The sequence below is a fragment of the Erythrobacter sp. S267 genome, assembly GCF_057365045.1.
This window is the reverse complement of sequence record NZ_CP200298.1, coordinates 3,271,335-3,291,313: the sequence shown is the minus strand read 5'-3', so window position 1 is coordinate 3,291,313 and position 19,979 is coordinate 3,271,335. Positions and strand designations below refer to the sequence as shown.

At 59.8% G+C, this 19,979-nt stretch carries 23 protein-coding genes; 12 read left to right on the top strand and 11 right to left on the bottom strand.

The features are described from left to right. Nucleotides 1–81 precede the first annotated feature (81 nt). Nucleotides 82–1,008, top strand: a complete 927-nt coding sequence (locus tag AC0V6X_RS15625) for an energy transducer TonB (RefSeq protein WP_486185468.1) — start codon at nucleotides 82–84, stop codon at nucleotides 1,006–1,008. On the opposite strand, the gene dut is transcribed toward AC0V6X_RS15625, so the two are convergent. Both dut and AC0V6X_RS15615 read right to left on the bottom strand, forming a co-directional pair. Further along, the gene (gene dut, locus AC0V6X_RS15620) at nucleotides 1,005–1,463 is read right to left on the bottom strand and encodes a dUTP diphosphatase (protein ID WP_486185467.1); all 459 of its coding nucleotides are present in this window, start codon (nucleotides 1,461–1,463) and stop codon (nucleotides 1,005–1,007) included. The two genes, AC0V6X_RS15625 and dut, sit on opposite strands and share 4 nt — an antisense overlap. Further along, complete coding sequence (locus AC0V6X_RS15615) at nucleotides 1,460–3,151, bottom strand: bifunctional phosphopantothenoylcysteine decarboxylase/phosphopantothenate synthase (RefSeq protein ID WP_486185466.1); 1,692 nt, start codon at nucleotides 3,149–3,151, stop codon at nucleotides 1,460–1,462. The genes dut and AC0V6X_RS15615 overlap by 4 nt, the downstream gene beginning before the upstream one ends. 201 nt (nucleotides 3,152–3,352) lie before the next feature. Between AC0V6X_RS15615 and AC0V6X_RS15610 the strand changes: the two genes are divergently transcribed. Further along, nucleotides 3,353–3,739 (top strand): DUF4345 family protein, encoded by a 387-nt coding sequence (locus tag AC0V6X_RS15610; protein WP_486185465.1) that lies wholly within the window; start codon nucleotides 3,353–3,355, stop codon nucleotides 3,737–3,739. Here the strand turns inward: AC0V6X_RS15610 and ubiB are convergent. Both ubiB and AC0V6X_RS15600 read right to left on the bottom strand, forming a co-directional pair. After that, the gene (gene ubiB, locus AC0V6X_RS15605; protein ID WP_486185464.1) at nucleotides 3,736–5,295 is read right to left on the bottom strand and encodes a 2-polyprenylphenol 6-hydroxylase; all 1,560 of its coding nucleotides are present in this window, start codon (nucleotides 5,293–5,295) and stop codon (nucleotides 3,736–3,738) included. The genes AC0V6X_RS15610 and ubiB overlap by 4 nt on opposite strands. Before the next feature lie 4 nt (nucleotides 5,296–5,299). Then, nucleotides 5,300–6,055, bottom strand: coding sequence for a class I SAM-dependent methyltransferase (locus tag AC0V6X_RS15600; RefSeq protein ID WP_486185463.1), 756 nt, complete (start codon nucleotides 6,053–6,055; stop codon nucleotides 5,300–5,302). Nucleotides 6,056–6,182: 127 nt separating this feature from the next. On the opposite strand from AC0V6X_RS15600, the gene mutM reads away from it, so the two are divergent. The 4 genes from mutM to AC0V6X_RS15580 all read left to right on the top strand — a co-directional run bounded on the left by mutM (nucleotide 6,183) and on the right by AC0V6X_RS15580 (nucleotide 10,304). Beyond that, complete coding sequence (gene mutM / locus AC0V6X_RS15595; protein WP_486185462.1) at nucleotides 6,183–6,998, top strand: bifunctional DNA-formamidopyrimidine glycosylase/DNA-(apurinic or apyrimidinic site) lyase; 816 nt, start codon at nucleotides 6,183–6,185, stop codon at nucleotides 6,996–6,998. A gap of 163 nt (nucleotides 6,999–7,161) precedes the next feature. Beyond that, nucleotides 7,162–7,422 carry a 30S ribosomal protein S20 gene (gene rpsT, locus AC0V6X_RS15590; RefSeq protein WP_486185461.1) on the top strand — a complete coding sequence of 87 codons (261 nt, stop codon included), beginning with the start codon at nucleotides 7,162–7,164 and terminating at the stop codon, nucleotides 7,420–7,422. Between the two features lie 489 nt (nucleotides 7,423–7,911). Further along, nucleotides 7,912–9,360: a chromosomal replication initiator protein DnaA gene (dnaA, locus tag AC0V6X_RS15585; RefSeq protein ID WP_486185460.1), complete on the top strand. Its 1,449-nt coding sequence runs from the start codon at nucleotides 7,912–7,914 to the stop codon at nucleotides 9,358–9,360. Nucleotides 9,361–9,530: 170 nt separating this feature from the next. Next, nucleotides 9,531–10,304: a HesA/MoeB/ThiF family protein gene (locus AC0V6X_RS15580; protein WP_486185459.1), complete on the top strand. Its 774-nt coding sequence runs from the start codon at nucleotides 9,531–9,533 to the stop codon at nucleotides 10,302–10,304. Nucleotides 10,305–10,313: 9 nt separating this feature from the next. Here the strand turns inward: AC0V6X_RS15580 and AC0V6X_RS15575 are convergent, their stop codons facing one another. Then, a complete protein-coding gene (locus tag AC0V6X_RS15575; protein ID WP_486185458.1) occupies nucleotides 10,314–10,724 on the bottom strand; it encodes a Dabb family protein in 411 nt (136 codons plus the stop codon). A gap of 218 nt (nucleotides 10,725–10,942) precedes the next feature. On the opposite strand from AC0V6X_RS15575, the gene yaaA reads away from it, so the two are divergent. Then, nucleotides 10,943–11,728 carry a peroxide stress protein YaaA gene (yaaA, locus tag AC0V6X_RS15570; RefSeq protein WP_486185457.1) on the top strand — a complete coding sequence of 262 codons (786 nt, stop codon included), beginning with the start codon at nucleotides 10,943–10,945 and terminating at the stop codon, nucleotides 11,726–11,728. Between the two features lie 18 nt (nucleotides 11,729–11,746). Here the strand turns inward: yaaA and AC0V6X_RS15565 are convergent, their stop codons facing one another. Beyond that, the gene (locus tag AC0V6X_RS15565) at nucleotides 11,747–12,460 is read right to left on the bottom strand and encodes an NAD-dependent deacylase (protein ID WP_486185599.1); all 714 of its coding nucleotides are present in this window, start codon (nucleotides 12,458–12,460) and stop codon (nucleotides 11,747–11,749) included. A gap of 35 nt (nucleotides 12,461–12,495) precedes the next feature. Here AC0V6X_RS15565 and dapB point away from each other — a divergent pair, with 35 nt between their 5' ends. Genes dapB through nth form a run of 3 tightly spaced genes read left to right on the top strand, consistent with a single transcriptional unit; the run spans nucleotide 12,496 to nucleotide 14,490 of the window. Next, entirely contained in the window at nucleotides 12,496–13,224 is a 729-nt protein-coding gene (dapB, locus tag AC0V6X_RS15560; protein ID WP_486185456.1) for a 4-hydroxy-tetrahydrodipicolinate reductase, read from the top strand. 4 nt (nucleotides 13,225–13,228) lie between these two features. Beyond that, nucleotides 13,229–13,843, top strand: coding sequence for a DUF6891 domain-containing protein (locus tag AC0V6X_RS15555; RefSeq protein WP_486185455.1), 615 nt, complete (start codon nucleotides 13,229–13,231; stop codon nucleotides 13,841–13,843). Beyond that, the gene (gene nth, locus AC0V6X_RS15550) at nucleotides 13,840–14,490 is read left to right on the top strand and encodes an endonuclease III (protein WP_486185454.1); all 651 of its coding nucleotides are present in this window, start codon (nucleotides 13,840–13,842) and stop codon (nucleotides 14,488–14,490) included. The genes AC0V6X_RS15555 and nth overlap by 4 nt, the downstream gene beginning before the upstream one ends. Nucleotides 14,491–14,493: 3 nt before the next feature. Here the strand turns inward: nth and AC0V6X_RS15545 are convergent, their stop codons facing one another. Both AC0V6X_RS15545 and AC0V6X_RS15540 read right to left on the bottom strand, forming a co-directional pair. Then, a complete protein-coding gene (locus AC0V6X_RS15545) occupies nucleotides 14,494–14,856 on the bottom strand; it encodes an SMI1/KNR4 family protein (protein ID WP_486185453.1) in 363 nt (120 codons plus the stop codon). 11 nt (nucleotides 14,857–14,867) lie between these two features. Beyond that, on the bottom strand, nucleotides 14,868–16,148 hold the full coding sequence (locus AC0V6X_RS15540) for a dicarboxylate/amino acid:cation symporter (protein WP_486185452.1): 1,281 nt from the start codon (nucleotides 16,146–16,148) through the stop codon (nucleotides 14,868–14,870). Nucleotides 16,149–16,246: 98 nt separating this feature from the next. Here AC0V6X_RS15540 and AC0V6X_RS15535 point away from each other — a divergent pair, with 98 nt between their 5' ends. After that, nucleotides 16,247–16,714, top strand: a complete 468-nt coding sequence (locus AC0V6X_RS15535) for a cupin domain-containing protein (protein WP_486185451.1) — start codon at nucleotides 16,247–16,249, stop codon at nucleotides 16,712–16,714. Nucleotides 16,715–16,740: 26 nt separating this feature from the next. Here AC0V6X_RS15535 and AC0V6X_RS15530 read toward each other — a convergent pair whose 3' ends face one another. After that, entirely contained in the window at nucleotides 16,741–17,400 is a 660-nt protein-coding gene (locus AC0V6X_RS15530; protein ID WP_486185450.1) for a glutathione S-transferase family protein, read from the bottom strand. Between the two features lie 317 nt (nucleotides 17,401–17,717). Between AC0V6X_RS15530 and AC0V6X_RS15525 the strand changes: the two genes are divergently transcribed. Further along, nucleotides 17,718–18,134, top strand: a complete 417-nt coding sequence (locus AC0V6X_RS15525; protein ID WP_486185449.1) for a VOC family protein — start codon at nucleotides 17,718–17,720, stop codon at nucleotides 18,132–18,134. Nucleotides 18,135–18,139: 5 nt separating this feature from the next. On the opposite strand, the gene argE is transcribed toward AC0V6X_RS15525, so the two are convergent. Beyond that, the gene (argE, locus tag AC0V6X_RS15520) at nucleotides 18,140–19,291 is read right to left on the bottom strand and encodes an acetylornithine deacetylase (RefSeq protein ID WP_486185448.1); all 1,152 of its coding nucleotides are present in this window, start codon (nucleotides 19,289–19,291) and stop codon (nucleotides 18,140–18,142) included. Between the two features lies 1 nt (nucleotide 19,292). Next, nucleotides 19,293–19,979, bottom strand: a complete 687-nt coding sequence (gene yihA, locus AC0V6X_RS15515; protein ID WP_486185447.1) for a ribosome biogenesis GTP-binding protein YihA/YsxC — start codon at nucleotides 19,977–19,979, stop codon at nucleotides 19,293–19,295.

Below are 19,979 nucleotides of genomic sequence, written 5' to 3'. Positions count from 1 at the left end.
GATCAGCGCCGCCTTTTTGGTTGGCAACTGGTCGCTTCACGGTTGGCACAGCCGGTTCAAGGCACCAAGAAGGGTGCAGCAATGATCAAGCACAAGCACACTCAAACATTCATTCAAACCGGGGCGTTGGCGGCAATAGGCGCTGCGGCCCTTGCTTTGTCCCCAGTGAGCGCATCGGCTCAAAACCAGGCCGGTGAGCGGGTCTATGTTGACCTGGGCCGTTGGACGATCGTCGAGCAAGCAAACCCGCGCAATTGCACTTTGCGTCATGCCGGGCCGAACGGCCTGCGCCTTGTCATGTCGAAGTTCGGCACCAACGATGCCCAGCTCTCCTTGCAGCTCGCCAACCGCAACGTCTTTGTCGGAGGCGTCACTTTCGCCTTTGACGAGGACGAATTCCCCGCTCGGTCCAGCGGGTCGCGTGTCTACACTCCCGAGGCCGATGCTTCGCAGATTGAGACCGCGTTTCGTCAGGCTCGCGTGATGACTCTGCGCCAAGGTGGAGCGACTTTGGCGACGGTTTCGTTGGATGGAAGTTCGGCAGGCTTTCGCTTGCTCAAACAGTGTTCCGAGCAAGGGCGGCTTGGCTTGGCGAGAGCCCCTGCTCCGCCGCCAGAGCCTGAGCGGGCACCGCCTCCGGTGCGCAGCCAGCCGGCTCCGGCTCAGCCCCCAGCTCAAGCCCAGACTCAGCCTTTGCCCCCACCGCCTTCGATGGCACGCCCCGCCATGCCGCGCGATCCCCAAAGCTGGGTGCGCGAAAACGACTTTCGCAGCCTCTACACCCCCGAATATGAGGGGACAGTGCGCTACACGCTGCTCATTAATCGCAGAGGCCGGGCCGAGGAATGCGTCGTCAACGCCAATACAGGGCCGCGAGAGCTAGGCGAACGGGTCTGCCGCACCATGATCCGACGCGCGCGGTTTGTGCCAGCACTCGACCGCAATGGGGAAGCGACACAAGGACAGTGGTCATCGTCCTTCAGATTGGAAATCCCGGAAGAGGGCTAGAGTTTTGCGTGCCCGCCGGTGGAGCCAAAGCCACCTTCGCCGCGCTGGGTCGCGCCGAGTTCGGCAACTTCATCCCAAGCTGCCTGTACGACCGGCGCGAGGATCAGCTGCGCAACCCTGTCACCGCGCACAATCGCGAAAGGCTCATCGCCATGGTTGATCAGAAGCACTTTCAGCTCGCCGCGATAATCGCTGTCAATCGTGCCCGGCGTGTTGGGCACCGTAATGCCATGCTTGAAAGCGAGGCCTGAGCGGGGTCGCACCTGGATTTCATAGCCTTGCGGGATCGCGACTGAGAGCCCGGTCGCCACTGGATGGCGCTTGCCCGGAGCAATTGTCACCGTCTCTGCGCTGACGATATCCATGCCGGCCGAGCCCGGTGTCGCATAGGCAGGCAAGTCAAGCCCTTCCCCATGCGGCAGGCGCTTCACCTCTACCTTCACGGCAGCGCTCATTCGGCAACCTCTGCCTGAAGCGCGGTGGCAATCCGTTCAACCAGAGCCATTGCGACTTCGGACTTGGGCATCTTGTCGAGCTTCTCGACCCCGTCTGCACTGACGATCTGGACGAGGTTTTCGTCCCCGCCCATCACATCGCCCGACACATCATTGGCGACGATCCAATCGCAGGCCTTGCGCTTGCGTTTGGTCTTGGCGTTTTCGAGCACATTGTCGGTTTCCGCCGCAAAGCCGATCACCAATTCGGGCCGTTTGGAACCAGCGGCAACATTGGTGAGGATGTCGGGGTTTTCAGTGAGCATCAATGCGGGCGGCGCAGAGCCGCGCTTCTTGATCTTTTCGTCGCGATATTCCTTGGGCCGCCAGTCTGCGACCGCTGCGACCATCACTGCGACATCGGCAGGAAGAGAGCGTTTGACCGCAGTCGACATCTCTTCCGCGCTTTCAACGTCGATGCGTTTGACCCCATCGGGCGTCTTGAGTGACACCGGCCCTGCGACCAACGTGACGTCGCCCCCCAGAGCCGCAGCGGCGGCGGCGATGGCGAAGCCCTGCTTTCCGCTCGACCGGTTGGCGATGTAGCGCACCGGATCAATCGATTCCCAGGTCGGACCAGCGGTTACAAGCACATGGCGCCCTTCAAGCGGACGGTAACCGGCCTTCACGGCAACAGCGGCAATCTCGTCCTGATCGGCCTCAATCGCATCTGCTTTCGCCGGCGCAGCTTCCTTAGCGGCGGCTTTCTTAGGAGCGGGCTCTTCCGCGTCGTTGGCAGGAGCCTCTTCCTCAATCTCTTCAGGAGCGAGGCGGCGTTCGTCGACTTCGTGATTGATCGCGTCAGGATCAATCGGCGGCGCGGCTTGCCCCTTGCCCTTGGTCGCGAGCGGAGAGCCTTCCAGATCAGGATTGAACTCGATGTCTTCTTCTTCGATTTCGGCTTCGTCGATGTCGTCGGGCAGATCTTCATCGAGCTCCGCCTCGATATCCTCTGCGCTGCGTTTTTCGGTGGAGCGCGGGATGATCTTGGAGAGCAATCCGCCAAGGCCACCTGTGCTTTCTGGCTCTTCTTCAGGCTCAATCGCTTCAACCACTGGTGCGTCGTTGGCAGCCACCGGTGCGGGGGTTTCGTCCTCAACCTCAATCCCGAAGTGACCGGCAATTTCGCGCCAGATCGCGTTCGGCTCAGGCAAGCGGCCATAGCCAAACTCGCCGCAAGCCATCGCGCCTTCGTCAGGATGCATGACGGTGACGCCCGCTTCTTTCAGCGAAGCGACATTGCGCTGGGTGCTTTCATGCTCCCACATTTTCACATTCATCGCCGGAACCGCCATCACTGGCTTATTGGTCGCAAGCAGCAAAGTGGTCGCAAGGTCATCGGCGATGCCAGCAGCCATTTTGGCCATAAGATCGGCGGTCGCGGGGCACACGACCACAAGGTCAGCCTCTCGCGACAATTCAATATGTCCCATCTCGACCTCGTTCTTGAGATCGAACAGCGAGGTGTAGACCTGATTCTCTGACAGAGCGGCAAGCGACATCGGGGTGACGAATTGCTGGCCGCCTTTGGTGACGACGCAAGTGACCTCCGCCCCGCCCTTGCGGATCAACCGGACGAGCTCGCACGATTTGTAGGCCGCGATCCCGCCACCCACGACAAGAAGGACCTTGGGCCCTGCTTTGCTCATCCTTGTCTTACTCCCCGATCTTGCACATCTTCGGCCCGTCCTAGCGAGGTGGTTAGCCCCCGCCAAGTCCAACCCTTTACCAAGTCCATAGTCCCTTCAAGCCCTTGGGTGAATATGGTTAAGATTCTGCTCCCCTTTTCCGCTTGAGCGCAACGGGAATGCACCTCACAAGGGAGGTGAGAGGGATAGGGAGATCAACAGATGAAACTCGCGCTGAAAGTGCTGCTCACGCTGGGCGGATTGCTACTGATCTTTATGGGCTTTGGGTTTCTTACCGATCCGGTTGGGTCAGCAAGCGACTTCGGAATCGCAGTCGAGGGCGCGCATGGCACGACCTCAATCAGAGCCGATATGACCGCATTCTTTTGCGTCAGCGGCGCTTGTTTCATCTGGGGCGCATGGGCCAATCGTGCGGACCCTCTGGTCATTGGGTCGGCCCTGATGCTGGTGACGCTCGCAACCCGCCTCATATCACTTGGCGCCTATGGCAGCTTTGACGGCTACATCGCGCCAATGGTGGTTGAGGCCGTGTTGGGAGTGCTCGGCCTGATTGGCGCGAAGGTCTTGCCTCACGCTACGCGCGACTAGATCAAGCCAGCGACGCTCGCGCCCAAAACCGCGCCTGCCCCAACAAGGCCAGCCAGGAAATACCCGATCCAGCCGCCGCCAGAGTTTTCCTTGCGGTCAGTCAGCAGGCGGATTTCGGGGAGCGGCGGCGGTTCCGGCGCGCCGCCTTTTGGCGGGAACTTGTCTTCGATCCGGCGGATCAATCCCGGCAGGCGCCACAGCGTATCCGTGTCTTCCTTGATCCGCTCAGCCAACGCCGCTTCCGGGCCCAGTTCGTCCCTGATCCAGCTGCGCACATAGGGCGCGGCAGTGTCCCACATGTTGATGTCGGGATTGAGCTGCGTCGCGATGCCTTCAACCATCACCATGGTCTTTTGCAGCAGCAACAAATGCGGCTGCGTTTGCATGTCGAAATCCCGGGTGATTGCAAACAGCCCGTCGAGCATTTGGCCCACGCTTAGCTCAGACACCGGCTTCCCACGCATCGGTTCGCCGACCGCACGCAAGGCCGTCGCAAACTCGCCGACTGAGTGATAGCTGGGCACATATTGCGCTTCGAAGTGGATTTCTGCGACGCGTTTGTAATTGCCAGTGGTGAGGCCATAGAGGATCTCTGCCAGCCATTGCCGTGCGCGCCGGTCGATCCGGCCCATGATCCCGAAATCAATCGCGACGATGGTGCCATCCTCTTCGATGAAGAGGTTCCCCTGGTGCATGTCCGCGTGGAAGAAACCCGCGCTGATCGCTTGGGTTAGGAAGCCAGTCACCAGCCGTTCGGCAATGTTGTTGAGGTCGTGACCTGCTGCGATCAGATCGTCACGGCGAGAGATCTTGACCCCGTCGACCCACTCAATCGTCATCACTCGGCCATTGGTGCGGTCCCAGTCGATCTCCGGAATGCGGAAACCGCCAACGCCGGACATATCCTCGGCGAGTTCGCTGGCGGAGGCAGCTTCGCGGCGCAGATCGAGCTCGGAATTGGTCCAACGTTTGAAGTTCGCAATCGTCAGGCGCGGGCGCAGGCGAGTGGCCTCTCCGCCCATCGCCTCAACATGAGCCGCAGCCCATTCGTAAGTCTGGATGTCCTCGGCAAACTTCTCGCGGATGCCTGGGCGCAGGACTTTGACGGCAACCTTGCGGCCATCGGTCGTGGTCGCGCGGTGGACCTGTGCGATGGAAGCCGCGCCCACAGGCTCCGGCTCAATTTCTGAAAACAGCGCTTCAACCGGCTGGCCGAAACTCGCTTCAATCGACGCCTTGATCTTGTCGAAGCTGACCGGCGGGAGCGAATCCTGCAAGCTCAGGAGGTTGTAAGCCGCTTCTTCCCCGACAAGGTCAGGCCGAGTTGCAAGCGATTGGCCCAGCTTGATCGCCGCAGGTCCAATCGCGCGGAACGCGCCGGCATAATCGCGCTCACCCTTGGCAGAGGTGAATGTCGCCAGCCGCGCCAACCGCGCCAGCCGCTTGACCGGTGGCGGCGCGTTGGGATCTTCCTCGATCCCGACGAGCGCGCGCCTGCGGGCAAGAGTGATGCCCCAGCGCGCGAGGCGGAACAGGTGCGTCGCAGGAGTGGTCATTCCGCTAGACTTTCCACCCCGAATGGATCGCCACAGCTCCGCCCAGAATGATCTCAGCTTTGGTATTCACGAAGCCCGCTTGGCGGATCATCGCTTCGAATTCGGGCGCCTTGGGGAACTTGCGGATCGATTCGGCGAGGTAGCGATAGCTTTCCGTATCGCCCGCGATCACTTGGCCCATACGCGGCATGATGTGGTGCGAATAAAGATCGTAGATTTCGCGGAAACCCGCCCAGTCGGTGACCGAAAACTCCATGCAGAAAAAGCGCCCCCCCGGACGCAGCACGCGGTGCGCCTCGGCCAGCGCCTTGTCCTTGAAGGTGACATTGCGAATGCCGAATACGATTGTGTAAGCGTCGAAGGAGTTGCTGGCGAACGTGACGTCCTCTGCATTCTGCTGCGAGAAGACGAGGCTGCCTGCGCCTTCCGCCTCATCGCGCTCCATCGCACGTTCTGCGCCAACGTCGAGCATTTCCTGATTGATGTCGGCAACGGTCACATTCGCGCCGCGATCCGCCATCCGAAACGCAATGTCTCCGGTCCCGCCTGCCATGTCGAGGATGGCTTCCCCCGGCTGCGGCTTCACCCGTTTGACGAAGCGATCTTTCCATCCGCGATGCATGCCGAAGCTCATCGCATCGTTCATGATGTCATACTTCTTTGCCACGCTGCTGAAAACCTCGCCCACACGGCGCGTCTTCTCCTGCGGCGTTACGTTCTCATAGCCGAAGCTGACGGTATCGTCGGTCTGTTCGTTCATGAGAAGGTGCCCTAGAGGGAATTGCCCCGCGCGCCTAGAGTGTTAGAGGGTGTGTTTGTTGCGTGGCCTCTCGCATAGTGTGCAAGCGAGGTGGTCCAGCAAGTGAGCGAGAGCGAACCAAACGACAATGCCTGAATTACCAGAGGTGGAAACGACCGTCCGTGGTCTCGCAAAATTCCTCGATGGGGAGCGGATTGAGCGGTTGCAGCTCAACCGCCCCAATCTGCGCCGACCTTTCCCGCCAGAACTGGTGCAGGTGATGACGGGTGCGCGAATCACTGGGCTGTCTCGGCGGGCGAAATATGGGCTCATCCACCTTGATCGCGGTTCGACCATGATCTTTCACTTGGGCATGAGCGGTCGTTGGCGGATTGATCCAGAGCAGGACGACCCGCACGACCATCTCGTGATGGAAACCGCGGGCCATCGCTTTGCCTTGTGCGACCCGCGCCGCTTTGGCTCGGTCGATCTGGAGCAGACTGAGGCGCTCGACACTTGGCCGCAATTCGCAAGCCTCGGGCCAGAACCGCTCGGTCCCGACCTGACAGCAGAGCACCTCAAGGCTGCGCTCAAGGGCAAGACCCAGTCGATCAAACTGTGCCTGCTCGATCAGCGCATCATAGCCGGCCTTGGCAACATCTATGTCTGCGAGGCGTTATGGCGCGCGCGCATTCATCCCATGAAGAAAGGCGGCAAGTTGACCAAGCCTCAGCTTGCGCGGCTTGTGCCAGCGATCAAGGAAGTGCTGGAGACATCGATCCGCGATGGGGGCTCTTCCTTGCGTGACTATGCGGCACCCGACGGAGAATTAGGCTACTTTGCGACTCGCTTTGACATCTATGGCCGCACGGGCGAAGCCTGCCACCGCGAGGATGGGGGGAAGGTCAGGCGCATCGCGCAAGGGGGGCGCAGCACTTGGTACTGCCCTGTTTGCCAAAAGTAAGCGCCTGCTTGAAAAGAGGCCCAGAGTTGAGGGATTTCTTGACCTGAGAGCACCTTCGCCCTATGTGGCGCGCTTTCCGGCGGTGAATCGCCGTGTTTTCGAGCATCAACAAGAATTCAAGGTCGCGCCTGCGGCCCACCAAGAACGCGAGACAGACAGACCTATGGCCAACACGCCGCAAGCCCGTAAGCGCATTCGTCGCAACAACCGCCGCGCTGATGTGAATACCGCGCGCAAAAGCCGCATTCGCGGTTTCGTCAAGAAAGTGGAAGCTGCTTGCGAAGCTGGCGACAAGAGTGCGGCTGCTGAAGCTCTCAAGGCTGCTCAGCCAGAACTCGCTCGCGGCGTTGCTCGCGGCGTCATGCACAAGAACACAGTCGCACGCAAAATGTCGCGTCTGACAAAGCGCGTCGCCGCGCTCTGATTCGGCGAAAGTCGCGCGACTGATTCGCGCGATTCGAGGTTAGTTACCGGTTGGTCAGCTTGCGCTAACCGCCACGTGATCAAAAATGGGCTGCGCCAAATGGCGCGGCCCTTTTTGTTTGTCAGTTTTGTGACGGCGGGAATCGCAAGAATGGTAGGAATCTCAACGATTCGCACGGCCCAATTCGTAAAAAATCCGTTAAACCAAACACTTGAACGGACGCCTGCGGGGTTGCGGCGAGTCAACAAGTTTATTTCGAATTTATTGCAATTCCTCGCTTGCGATCCGCGCTCAAAAAGACATTATTGGGGCTCACCCGACGCGGGACAGCACGGGGTCATACAGTTTGAATAGACGGGGGCATCCGGGAAGGTTTCTTTTTCCGGAGAGGTGCAATTTCGCCTGTCATAACAATTATTTCGTCACTTCGAGCCTAGCGGCCGGAGATGGGAGAGTGGTGCAATAATGGTGCAAAAGATGGACCCAAAAATGGGCGGCGCGCGAGCAACGCGGCGGAACTCGGACGATGATTTGATGGAAGATGCAGAAGCAGTAAACTTGGCGGCTGACTGGGCCGACATTTCACAGGGTCTGCGCAAGGATCTGGGACATCAGCTTCACAGCCAGTGGATCAAACCAATCCAAGTTGGCGGCATCAACAAAGAGAACGGAACGCTGGACCTGTTCCTGCCAACAGAGTTTTCAGCAAACTGGGTCAAAGACCGGTTCCATGACCGCCTCCAGCTCGCTTGGAAGATCGTTCGGAGCGACGTGCGCTCGGTGAACATCCAGGTCCATCCGGGCCGTCGCCAGCTTCCCGATCTTCGCATCGATGATGGACGCCGCCCAGCCAATGATGGCGCGAGCGCAATTGCGGTGGCGGCAGGCACGATCGGCGATGCAGGCTTCACCTCAAGCGTAGGCCTCGACCCCTCGCTGACCTTTGCGGCCTTTGTTACGGGTGAGGCCAATGTCCTCGCCAAGAATGCAGCAGAGCGCATGGCGGCAACCGAGCAGCCGCAATTCTCGCCGCTCTATCTTAAAGCCGCTACAGGCCAAGGTAAGACGCATTTGCTGCACGCAATCGGTCACGGCTTCCTTGGCGCCCATCCGCGCGCCCGTATCTTCTACTGCTCAGCCGAACGCTTCATGGTCGAGTTCGTACAGGCTCTCAAAGCCAACCAGATGATCGAGTTCAAAGCGCGCTTGCGCAGCTTCGATCTCCTGCTGGTGGACGACATCCAGTTCATCATCGGCAAAGCCTCGGCACAGGAAGAGCTGCTCTACACGATTGATGCGCTGCTGGCTGAGGGAAAGCGTCTGGTCTTCGCAGCCGACCGTGCGCCGCAAGCTTTGGACGGGGTTGAGCCGCGTCTGCTCTCGCGCCTGTCGATGGGTCTGGTCGCAGACATTCAGGCGGCTGATATTGAGCTGCGCAAGAAGATCCTTGAATCAAAACTCTCCCGCTTTGCGCCGCTCTCAGTTCCAGAAGACGTGATCGATTTCCTCGCCCGGACCATCACGCGCAATGTGCGCGAGCTGGTCGGCGGTCTTAACAAGCTGATCGCCTATGCCCAGCTGACCGGGCAGGAAGTGTCGTTGCAGCTCGCTGAGGAGCAGTTGACTGACATCCTGTCCGCCAACCGCCGCCGGATCACGATTGACGAGATTCAGCGCACGGTGTGCCAATTCTATCGGATTGACCGTTCGGAGATGTCCTCCAAGCGCCGCGCCCGTGCCGTCGTGCGCCCGCGTCAGGTGGCGATGTACCTTTCGAAGGTCCTAACGCCGCGCTCTTATCCTGAGATTGGCCGCAAGTTTGGTGGTCGGGACCACTCCACTGTCATCCACGCCGTGCGCCTGATCGAAGATCTGCGCCAGCGCGATGCAGATATGGACGGCGACGTTCGCAGTTTGTTGAGGCAGCTGGAAAGCTGAACTCAATTTCACTGGCGGTGCACTGGTCCCATCGGCCCAAGGCACCGCCAGACCAGCTCCAAACCACAGTTTGTCCCTCATGTTGTGCACAGGGCTAGCTTAGGCTGTTCCCGCAAGGGCAATTCAGAAGCTTGTCGACAGGCCCTCCACAGCCTGCCAACAGGCTATCCATGGTTCTGTCACCAGCTCGCCTCGACCGTTTTGCGCGCCACATCGTCCTGCCGGAAATCGGCGGAGCAGGACAAGTCGTCCTCGCCGGCAAGCATGTCGCGGTGATCGGGCTTGGCGGAATCGGATCGCCAGCCTTGCAATATCTCGCCGGGGCCGGAATTGGCCGCTTCACGCTGGTCGATGACGATGTCGTCGATGCCAGCAATCTCCAGCGCCAGACAATCTTCACCGCCCGCGATATCGGACACGGGAAGGCGACCAGCGCCCGCCGCTGGCTCGCCAATTTTGACGATGCGCTTGAGGTGAATATTAGCGACAGCCGGATCACTTCCGAGAATGTCGGCGACCTCATCGAAGGCGTCGATCTTGTGCTCGACGGAACAGACAACTTTGCCACAAGGTTGGCGGTGTCCGATGCCTGCGTTGCCGAGCGAGTCCCACTGCTTTCCGCCGCCGTCGGCCGCTTCCAGGGCCAAGTCGGAGCCTTCGCGGGACACCTGCCTGGCGAGGCCTGTTACCGCTGCTTTGTTGGCGACGCCTTCGATGCGGAGGACTGCGACACTTGCGCAGAGGACGGCATGCTGGGCGCGATGGCAGGATGGACCGGCAGCTTTGCCGCGATGCAGGCGGTGCGGGTCTTGCTCGCCGGGGTGAGCCGGTTCGGCGACCCCAAATGGGGCAAGCTCCACCTCCTCGACGGGATGCAGCCGGGTATGCGCACGCTCAGCATCGCCAAGGACCCGGCGTGCAAGGGGTGCGGGGATCAGGGCTAAAGAAAGCGCCTAGCTCTCGGACGATGGCGCCAGACTGTCGAAAACCCTCACACTCTCCCAATTGTCTTCAAGCTCAGCGATGAACTGCTTGTGCGGCTCTGTAACCTGATAGGCCTCTTGCGCTTCGGTGCTTTCGAACACGATGGTCAAAGCCACATCGAAGGTCAGATCGTTCACATCCCGCTGGTACTCCGTGTGACGCGGACCGACGGAGAAGTAGACGATGCCATCATGCGGGGCGAGATATGTGTAGGCCCCGTCGACCAGAGCCTGAACAGCGGCTTCGTCTTTGTCCTTCAACTCGAAAAAGACATTGTGGGTAAGCAAGGGCCCAGTGGATGTGTCGCTTACCACGTCCTCCGTTGCATGAGTGGCGCAGCCAGCAAGAAACAGAGCGGCAATCAGCCATAGAGCGCGCATGGATATCTCCTCATCCTTGTGAAGGTCTGGTGATAGACAACGTTGTCACAGATGGTCAACTGCGCGCGGGTGATTGGCCTTCTGAGCAATTTCCCGAATGCAGTCATCGGAAATTCCATGGGGCTTTCGGGGCCCTCAGGCGGTGCCAGCGGTTTACAAGACAGTCCCGCGCCACCTAATCATTGCGCCAAAGACTTAACCCGTAGGATCCGATACAAATGATCACCCTTCTCTCGCCTGCCAAGAAGCTCAATTTCGATGCGCCTTCGACGACACTCGAAGTGACCCGGCCCCGGCTCGAGGACGACACGCGCGAAATTGCGGGCGTCGCGAAGAAACAGTCAGCAGCGGATTTGAAGCGGCTGATGAAGATATCGGACAACCTTGCTGAGCTCAACGCCGAGCGGTTCAAGAGCTTTGATCTGGATGGCCGCAGCAACTCGGCCAAGCCTGCGGGCCTGACCTTTGATGGCGATGTCTATTGGGGCCTTGAGGCGAAGAGCATGGACGAGGCCGCGCTTGCCTATGCGCAGGACCATCTGCGCATTCTCTCCGGTCTCTATGGCGTGCTGCGGCCAATGGATGCGATCCAGCCCTATCGCCTGGAAATGGGTACCAAGATGGCCAACCCACGCGGCAAATCGCTGTACGATTTCTGGGGCAGCCGGATTGGCGAGCAGCTGGCAGACGACCTCTCCGGCCACGCTGACCAGACAATCGTAAACCTTGCCAGCCACGAATATTTCAAAGCGGTCTCCACCGCTGTGCTTCCCGGCAAAGTGATCGAGGCAAGCTTCCTAAACGTCAAAGACGGCGAAGCCCGGCGGCTGATGTATCACGTCAAATTCGCACGCGGGCTGATGGCGCGCTGGATCATGGAGAACCGGATCGAAAGCGCGGATGACCTCAAGGCTTTCGATGCAGAGGGCTATCGCTTCGATGCCAAGGCTTCGAGCGAGAGCGAGCTGGTGTTCTCGCGCAAACAGCCCCCATTGAAGAAATAGGCGCTGAAGAAATAGGCACTAGCCCAGCACCTCCTCCACCCACGCGGGCACCAATTCCCCCGCCGAGCCATGACGGGCCTCTGCGAAAAGATGGGTGCCCTCTGATGGGTCGAGGTTGAGCTCCAGAGTTGCCGCTCCAGCCGCTCTTGCCTCCTGCACAAAGCCTGCCGCCGGGTAGACCGCTCCGCTCGTGCCGATGCTCACGAACAGGTCGCACTCGGCCAGCGCCGCATAGATCCGGTCCATCTGGTAAGGCATCTCTCCAAACCACACGACGTCGGGGCGTAGAGTCGGGGCTTGGCATGCGGGACACGCAGGGCGTTCTCCGTCTTCCTTGGCGATCATTGGCGCATCCCACGCCGAACGCATCTCGCAAGAGGTGCACAGGGCGCTTTTCAACTCGCCATGCATGTGGAGCACTTGGCTCGACCCACCACGCTCGTGCAGATCATCGACGTTTTGCGTCACCAGCAGCAAGTTGCCGGAGAACTCCCGCTCCAGCCGCGCCAGAGCCTCATGCGCCGGATTGGGAGCCACGTCCGCCAAGGCGGCGCGCCGCGCGTCGTAGAAGCCGAGCACCAGATCGGAGTTGCGTGCAAAGCCTTCGGGCGTGGCGACATCCTCGATTCTGTGCTGCTCCCAAAGGCCACCGGCAGAGCGAAACGTGTCGATCCCGCTCTCTGCGGAAATGCCTGCGCCAGTGAGGATGACGATGCGTTCAATCTCTGCCATGGTTGCCACTCAACACGCTTGGAGCTTTTGGATCAATGGCACAATTCGCCGTCATCGGACACAAGGGGCGCATGGGCCGCGCGCTGGCCGCTGCGATTGAGGAAGCGGGGCACGCGCTTTGCGTGGGCGTCGACATGGGAGGCGATCCGGCGGGGTTGGTCGGCGATTGCGACGTGATCGTGGACTTTTCCGCGCCTGATGCTTTGGAGACCAATCTGGCAGCAGCGTGCGGCGCAGGCATTCCAATCCTGATCGGCACGACAGGGCTGGAGGGAATACACTTTGCCGCCATCGAGCGAGCGGCTGAGACCATTCCCGTCCTGCAAGCCGGCAACACGTCGCTGGGCGTTACCCTCCTAGCCCACCTTGTGAAAGAAGCAGCGGCTAAGCTTGGGCCTGATTGGGACATAGAAATCCTCGAAATGCACCACCGGCAAAAGGTCGATGCACCCTCGGGCACGGCCAAGCTTCTCGGCGAAGCGGCGGCGAGTGCGCGCGGGGTCAAGCTCTCCGATGCGATGGACAGCGGTCGGCACGGGCAGACGGGCGCGCGGCGCGAAGGCGATATCGGCTTCGCCACTTTGCGCGGCGGCACGGTTGCAGGCGAGCATTCGGTGATCTTTGCCGGGAATGAAGAGCGCCTCACGCTCTCCCACTCCGCTGAGAACCGCATGATCTTTGCGCGCGGAGCCGTGCGCGGGGCTGCGTGGCTGATCGGCAGGAAAGCGGGCCGCTACACGATGGATGACGTGCTGGGACTGTAAAGCGATGGTCGAAGGCAATGACGCGGAAATGGAGGCCTTCATCCTTTACCGCGATAAGACTTACATCCGCGTGTGGTCGGGCTTTTTCAATGAGAGCGATCTTGGAGTGCACCTCGAAGACCTTTCCCATGACGAAGAAGCTGTGCCTCACCTCAAACGCTTAGAAATTTTTGCGCGCATCGAGATGGCGAGCAAGCGGCGGCTCGAGACGACCTGGCCCGCGCGCAGTGATTGGGACAGGCTGGACGCTGTCTTCCAAGGACTGGAGCGTGCCAATATCCTATGCCTGCACGATGCCGGGAATTCAGTCTCCGACGCTTATGGCGATGCCAGCGACATCATCTTCCGCTCACCTGAGCGCGGATGGCGCGGTTTTGCCTATTATCACGGGCAGGACATTGAGCGCGCGGTCTATGGGCGGCCGCTCTTCGTTGGCTTTGACGCGGTCTCGCAGGAGCCTAGGATCAAGCGCGCGATTGGTCAGGAAATCACCGCAGCTTTACGCGTAGCCGGGTTCTCTGTTCGCTGGGATGGCGATCCGGAAAGCCGTCTCTCGATCACAAATCTAGACTGGAAAAAGCGCACCGAGTGGGCACGGCCAGCGGAGCGGGTACAATGACCAAAGACCAGATTTTCGAGTTCTTCCGCCGCTTGGCCGAGGACAATCCCGAGCCTGAGACCGAGCTGGAATATGGCAACGCCTATCAGCTGGTCGTGGCAGTGGCTCTGTCCGCACAGGCGACCGATGTAGGCGTCAACAAGGCGACGCGCGCGCTGTTCGCCAAGGTGGAGACACCGCAGCAGATGCTTGATCTGGGGCTGGAGGGGCTGATCGAGCACATCAAGACCATCGGGCTTTTCAACTCCAAGGCGAAGAACGTCATCGCACTCTCCCAGCTGCTGATCGACGAATATGGCGGAGAGGTTCCCGACACGCGCGATGATCTCGTCCGCCTGCCGGGAGTGGGTCGCAAGACAGCCAATGTCGTGCTCAATTGCTGGTTCAAGCAGGAGACGTTTGCGGTCGACACTCACATATTGCGCGTCGGCAACCGGACGGGACTTGCCAAGGGTAAGACCCCGGAGAGCGTCGAGGCCAAGCTGGAGAAGCGCGTCCCTGGGCCCTTCCGCCTCCACGCCCACCACTGGCTGATCCTGCATGGGCGCTATGTCTGCAAAGCGCGGACGCCGGAATGCTGGCGGTGTGATCTGGTGGACCTGTGCAGCTTCAGGAAAAAGGTGACGGAGAAGCCGAAGGGGCGTTAAGCCTCAGCTCCAATCCAACTCGACCGGCTCCGTCTGGCCCGTTTCATGATCCCACATTTCGATCAGATCACCTTCCAACGAAATGAGACAATTGCCGTATAAGTCGGCCGCTAGAACAATTGCATCTCCCGGAAAATCTCGCATTTCCTTTGCAGACTCAGTTTCCCGAATAAGGTGGCTAGCGGTACGCTTTATCGTTTTCTTGTTGGTGGGATCCCAGATCGGATGAAGTTCCCAACTGTCATCTAGCGCACGGACTTCACCACCATTGTTTCTGAGCACTCGCTGACGATATGCCTCTGGCAACCTTCGACCGAGCTTTGCTTCAGCTTCGACGATCCGCTCTTCGGAAACCGGAAAAGCCACCTCATAGCCCCCTAAACATCATCCGCGCTCGCCAGCTCGCCCTTGTCGATTTCGCCCAGCATGCTTGCCGTAGTCACGGTTACCGTCGCGTCCCCCGTCACATTGGTTGCTGTGCGCATCATGTCCATAATCCGGTCGACGCCAGCTACGAAAGCAATCGTCTCAAGCGGCACGCCGACCGCAGTGAAGATCGCGCCCATCATGACAAGCCCTCCGCCAGGGATCCCCGCCGCTCCGATCGAGCCAACGGTCGCGAGTAGAGCGATCACGAAATAGTCGCCCCATGAAAGGTCCACTCCAAACAGCTGCGCGCCGAACAGGGTGACCAGGCCGAGATACATCGCCGTCCCGTCCATATTGATGGTCGATCCCAGCGATACGACGAAGCTGGATGTCGGCTTCGACACACCCAAATTGCGCTGGGTGCAGCGCAAGGTCACGGGCAGCGTCGCAGAAGAGCTCGCGGTGGAATAGGCCACGGCAATCGCGTCGATCATCCCGCGGAAGAAACCCCCCACTTTCACTCGAGCGACGAAGGCTAGAATGCTGACATACATCACGCCAATCACGATCAGGCAGCCAATGTAATTGAGTGCGACCAACTTCGCGAGTGCTGTGACCGCCTCCATTCCAAGAGTTCCGACCACCCAGGCGATAAGCGCGAAAACGCCAAACGGTGTGAGTTCCATGATGAGGATGGTGATTTTCTGAAATATCAGTGCCCCGCCATCAAAGGCCTTCGCAATCATCGCCGCACCGCGAACTCCGCTGTCCGTTTCCGCTTCATCGTCGTCTTCAACATCACCGCGCGCCAGCAGGATACCGATCCCGACCAGCAGCGAGAACACGATCAACGGTAAGACCTGGACGTTGGCCATTACCCCCACCGGGCTGACCGGGATCATGCTGCGCAGCATTTCGCGCCAATCGAAGGGCGATGGCTCGGGCGTAGCGCCTCTCTGAAGCAACGAAGTGTCGACTCCGGCGCCCGGTTCAAAGAACGTGCCAAGTGTCAGGCCGAGGATCACGGCGATCTGTCCGGTGATGACAAACAGCAGAATTGCTCGCCATCCAACGCTTCCCAGGCGACCGAGATTGCCAATACTGGCGACGCCGGAAACCACGCTGAAGAAGATCAACGGCACGATCAGCATCTTGATGAAGTCGATGAAGACATCGCCGACAATCTTGATGCTTTCCGCCCCCGGCCCCCAGATGTAGCCAGTAATGCCGCCAAGGAAGAGCGCGCCGATCACGCGTTGCCACAGGGGGATTGCAAACCAGGATTTCATGTCTGTGTGTCGCTCCAAGCTGCTCGTCTGCGGCGGGCCCCTTTGCGAAACGCCCCCGCGTGTTTCATACTCGCTTGGCCTAGCAGGAGTAATCGCCAATGCCCAAGCTTGATGTGGAGACTATCCCTGAAACCAATGCGACGGGTTATCCCGACCCATACGATGCGGACGTTGCAGGGCGCTGGTATCGTCGGCTCGCCCCGGCCGCTGGACTAACCCAGATGGGTGCCAGTCATACACGTTTGGAGCCGGGTGCCTTCTCATCACAGAGGCACTGGCACAGCGCTGAAGATGAACTTGTGGTCATGCTTTCAGGTGAAGCGGTGCTGATCGAGGATGAGGGTGAAACGTTGGTACGCGCGGGTGATGTGTTGGCCTGGGCTGCAGGGGTCGAAAACGGTCACCATTTGCACAATCGCTCAGACAAGCCTTGTGTCTTCCTGGCGATCAGCGCAGGCCCTGAGGAAGAAGATCGAGGCGAATACCCCGATATCGACATGATGTTTGATCCAGACGGTTACTGCCGCAAGGACGGCACCCGTTACGACACACAGCGTTTACCCTGAAGGCAAGCGTCTACAAAACCCCACGCTCAGCCCACCGTTTCGTATTGTTCGATCACCCATTCTTCCTCTTCGGAAGCAGCAATCCATTGCGCCATCCAGTCATGCTCCCAGATCGCTTGCATATAGCTTTGGGCAAAGCCGGGCACGCCGATGCCATAGGTGATGAAGCGCGAGACTACAGGGGCGTAGACGATGTCAGCCGCGCCAAACGTTCCAAATAAGAACGGCCCCGCACTGCCATGCCGCGCGCGCGCCTCTGCCCACAGGCCCAGAATACGCACGATATCGGCCTTTGTCTGGTCGGAGAGGTCTTGCAGTTGGATCCGGCGGCGCACATTCATCGGCATCTCGCTACGCAGTGAAGCGTAGGAGGAGTGCATCTCCGCCACCATGGATCGCGCCATGCCGCGCGCGGCTTCGTCCTTGGGCCAGAAACGGTCGCGCCCAACCTTGTCAGCGAGATACTCCAGGATTGCGAGGCTATCCCAGATGACGTTGTCGCCATCCCACAGGATCGGCACTTTGCCCGATGACGGCTGGAACTTGTCGTCATCCTTGCGCTGCTCCCACTGCTCGCCAAGCATGGGGACGATGATCTCTTCGAAATGCAGTCCCGATTGCTTCGCCGCGAGCCAGCCGCGCAAAGACCAGCTGGAATAATTCTTGTTGCCGATGATGAGCTTCATGTGCCGTTCCCACTCCCTGATGCACTGTGTGAAGCCTTGCCTAGTTGTTCAGTGTTACGCTGTCGAGCCTGAACATAGAGACAGGGTAATGGCGACAAATGAGCGACAAAGGCGACACTGTGTCGCTTTCACAAAGGCCAATATTACAATTATAAATCAATATTTTATTGCCTATCTCGAAGGCGAAGGCGACACAAAAAGCGGGGCGAAAGGGACGCTTCACCCGTTAGCCTACCGCATCGGCCCACGGTATCACTGCATGACCATGTAGGAAATCCGCGTTGGCAGCGCGCCGAGCGTGGGATAAACCTGCGCCTATGAGCCTTCCTCCCTTCCACCTTGCCTTCCCCGTCCACGACCTTGCCTCTGCTCGCGGTTTCTACGGCGAATTGCTCGGCTGCAAAGAAGGGCGCAGCTCTGACGAATGGATCGACTTCGACTTTCACGGTCACCAGATCGTCGCGCATTTAAGCGGTGAAGCGGGCGACCGAGCCAGCAATTGGGTAGACGGAGAGGACGTGCCAGTCCCGCATTTCGGACTGGTCCTTTCGATGGAAGACTGGGAGGCGCTCGCCGCCAAACTGAAGGCAGCCGGACAGACCTTCGTGATCGAACCGACCGTCCGCTTCAAAGGCCAGCCGGGCGAGCAAGCGACGATGTTCCTGCGCGATCCGTCAGGCAATGCGCTGGAGTTCAAGGCCTTTGCTGACATGGGCCAGCTGTTCGCCAAATAGGTCGCTCAAGCCAGCTCATCCGCAAGCCGCGCCATGAACCGGGTGCCCGCTTCCAACTGCTCCAGTGCAATCCACTCATCGGGCTGATGGGCTTGCTCAATTGAACCGGGGCCGCACACGATGGTCGCAAAGCCTGCTTGCTGAAACTGCCCCCCTTCGGTCGCGTAGGAGACCTTGGAGGGCGGCGCATTCTCACCGGTCAAACGGCGGACGAACTCAACCGCATCCTCACTGCCGTGATCACCCAGAGGCGGCGCGTTGGCAAGCTGTTCGAAGCTGACACCGGCTTGCGGAAAGCGCGCGGTCAGCTCGGCATCCTTGGCTTTGCAAAGAGCGAAGAAGTCGCGCAGGATTTCACCCGCATCAAAACCCGGCGGGCAACGCAGATCGAACTCGAACCCCGCTTGCCCGGCAAGGATGTTGGCCGCTTCACCGCCGCGCATCACGCCAATGGTGAGGGTCGGATAGGGCGGGTCGAAACCGCTTTCGGGTTTCCCTTTGGTGCGTAGTTCACGTGACAGCTCAACCAGAGCATGCATCAGATCGACGGCGACCTCATTGGCCGAAATGCCGTGATTGACGAGCGAGCTATGCGCCTCGACCCCGCGTACCTCAACGCGGTGGACGGTGATGCCTTTGTGCCCGGTGACGAGCTTCATCAGCGTCGGCTCGCCAATGATCGCAAGACGCGGTGCAGGCACTTCGGTCCGCATCCGCTCAATCATGGCAGGCGCGCCCTTGCAGCCCACTTCTTCGTCATAGCTGATCGCCAGATGGACCGGTTTAGAGCCGTTCACAAAGCGCGGCACAAAGGCGAGAGCGAGGGCAATAAAGCTCTTCATGTCAGACGTGCCCCGGCCATAGAGCTTGCCCGCTTCTTCACGTGTGAGCCACGGATCGCTCGACCAGTCCTGCCCATCGACCGGCACCACATCGGAGTGACCCGACAGTATCACGCCGCCTTCAGCATCCGGCCCCACGCTGGCAAACAGATTGGCCTTCTTACCGCTCGCATCGCTGACCCGCTGGGAAGCGACGCCATGTTCGGCGAGATAGGCCTCGACCCATTCGATCAGAGCAAGGTTGGAATTGCGCGAGGTCGTGTTGAAAGCGATCAGCCGATCCACAATGTTCCGAACTGTCGCGAAGTCGGTCATGTCAGTTCTTCTCGAACCAGCTTTCGCCCAGTGCATCCGCAACCACAGCAGCGCGCAAGGTATCGATGCCCATTCCTTTCTCGCTGCTGGTGAGGTGCAGTTCGGGGAAGGCGGCGACGTGGCGTTTGGCTTCGTCCGCGACCTGGTTGCCGACTTTCTCCAACGCGCTTGCCTTGATCTTGTCGGTCTTGGTGAGGACGATGCGATAACCAACAGCTGCCTCGTCCAGCATGGTCATCATCTCGCGGTCGACATCCTTCATGCCGTGGCGGCTGTCGACGAGCACCAGATTGCGCGCCAGCACCGCTCGTCCGCGCAAATAGCTTCGCACCAGCTTCTTCCACCGCTCAACCACTTTGACCGGCGCCTTGGCAAAACCATAGCCGGGCATATCGACCATGCGAAACAGTGGAGGTCCGCCCGGCTCACCGCCCACGTCAAAGAAGTTCAATTCCTGCGTGCGGCCCGGCGTGACTGAGGCGCGCGCAATGTTCTTGCGGCCTGTCAGAGCGTTGAGGAGCGAGGACTTGCCCACGTTGCTGCGACCGCAAAAGGCGATCTCAGGGCAGGTCGGATCAGGCAGGAATTTCAGCTGCGGTGCGGACAGCAGAAAGTCGACGCGGCCAGAGAAAAGCCGCGATGCCGCTCTTTCGCGGTGAGCCTGCGCGCGCTCTTCTTCAAGTGTCAT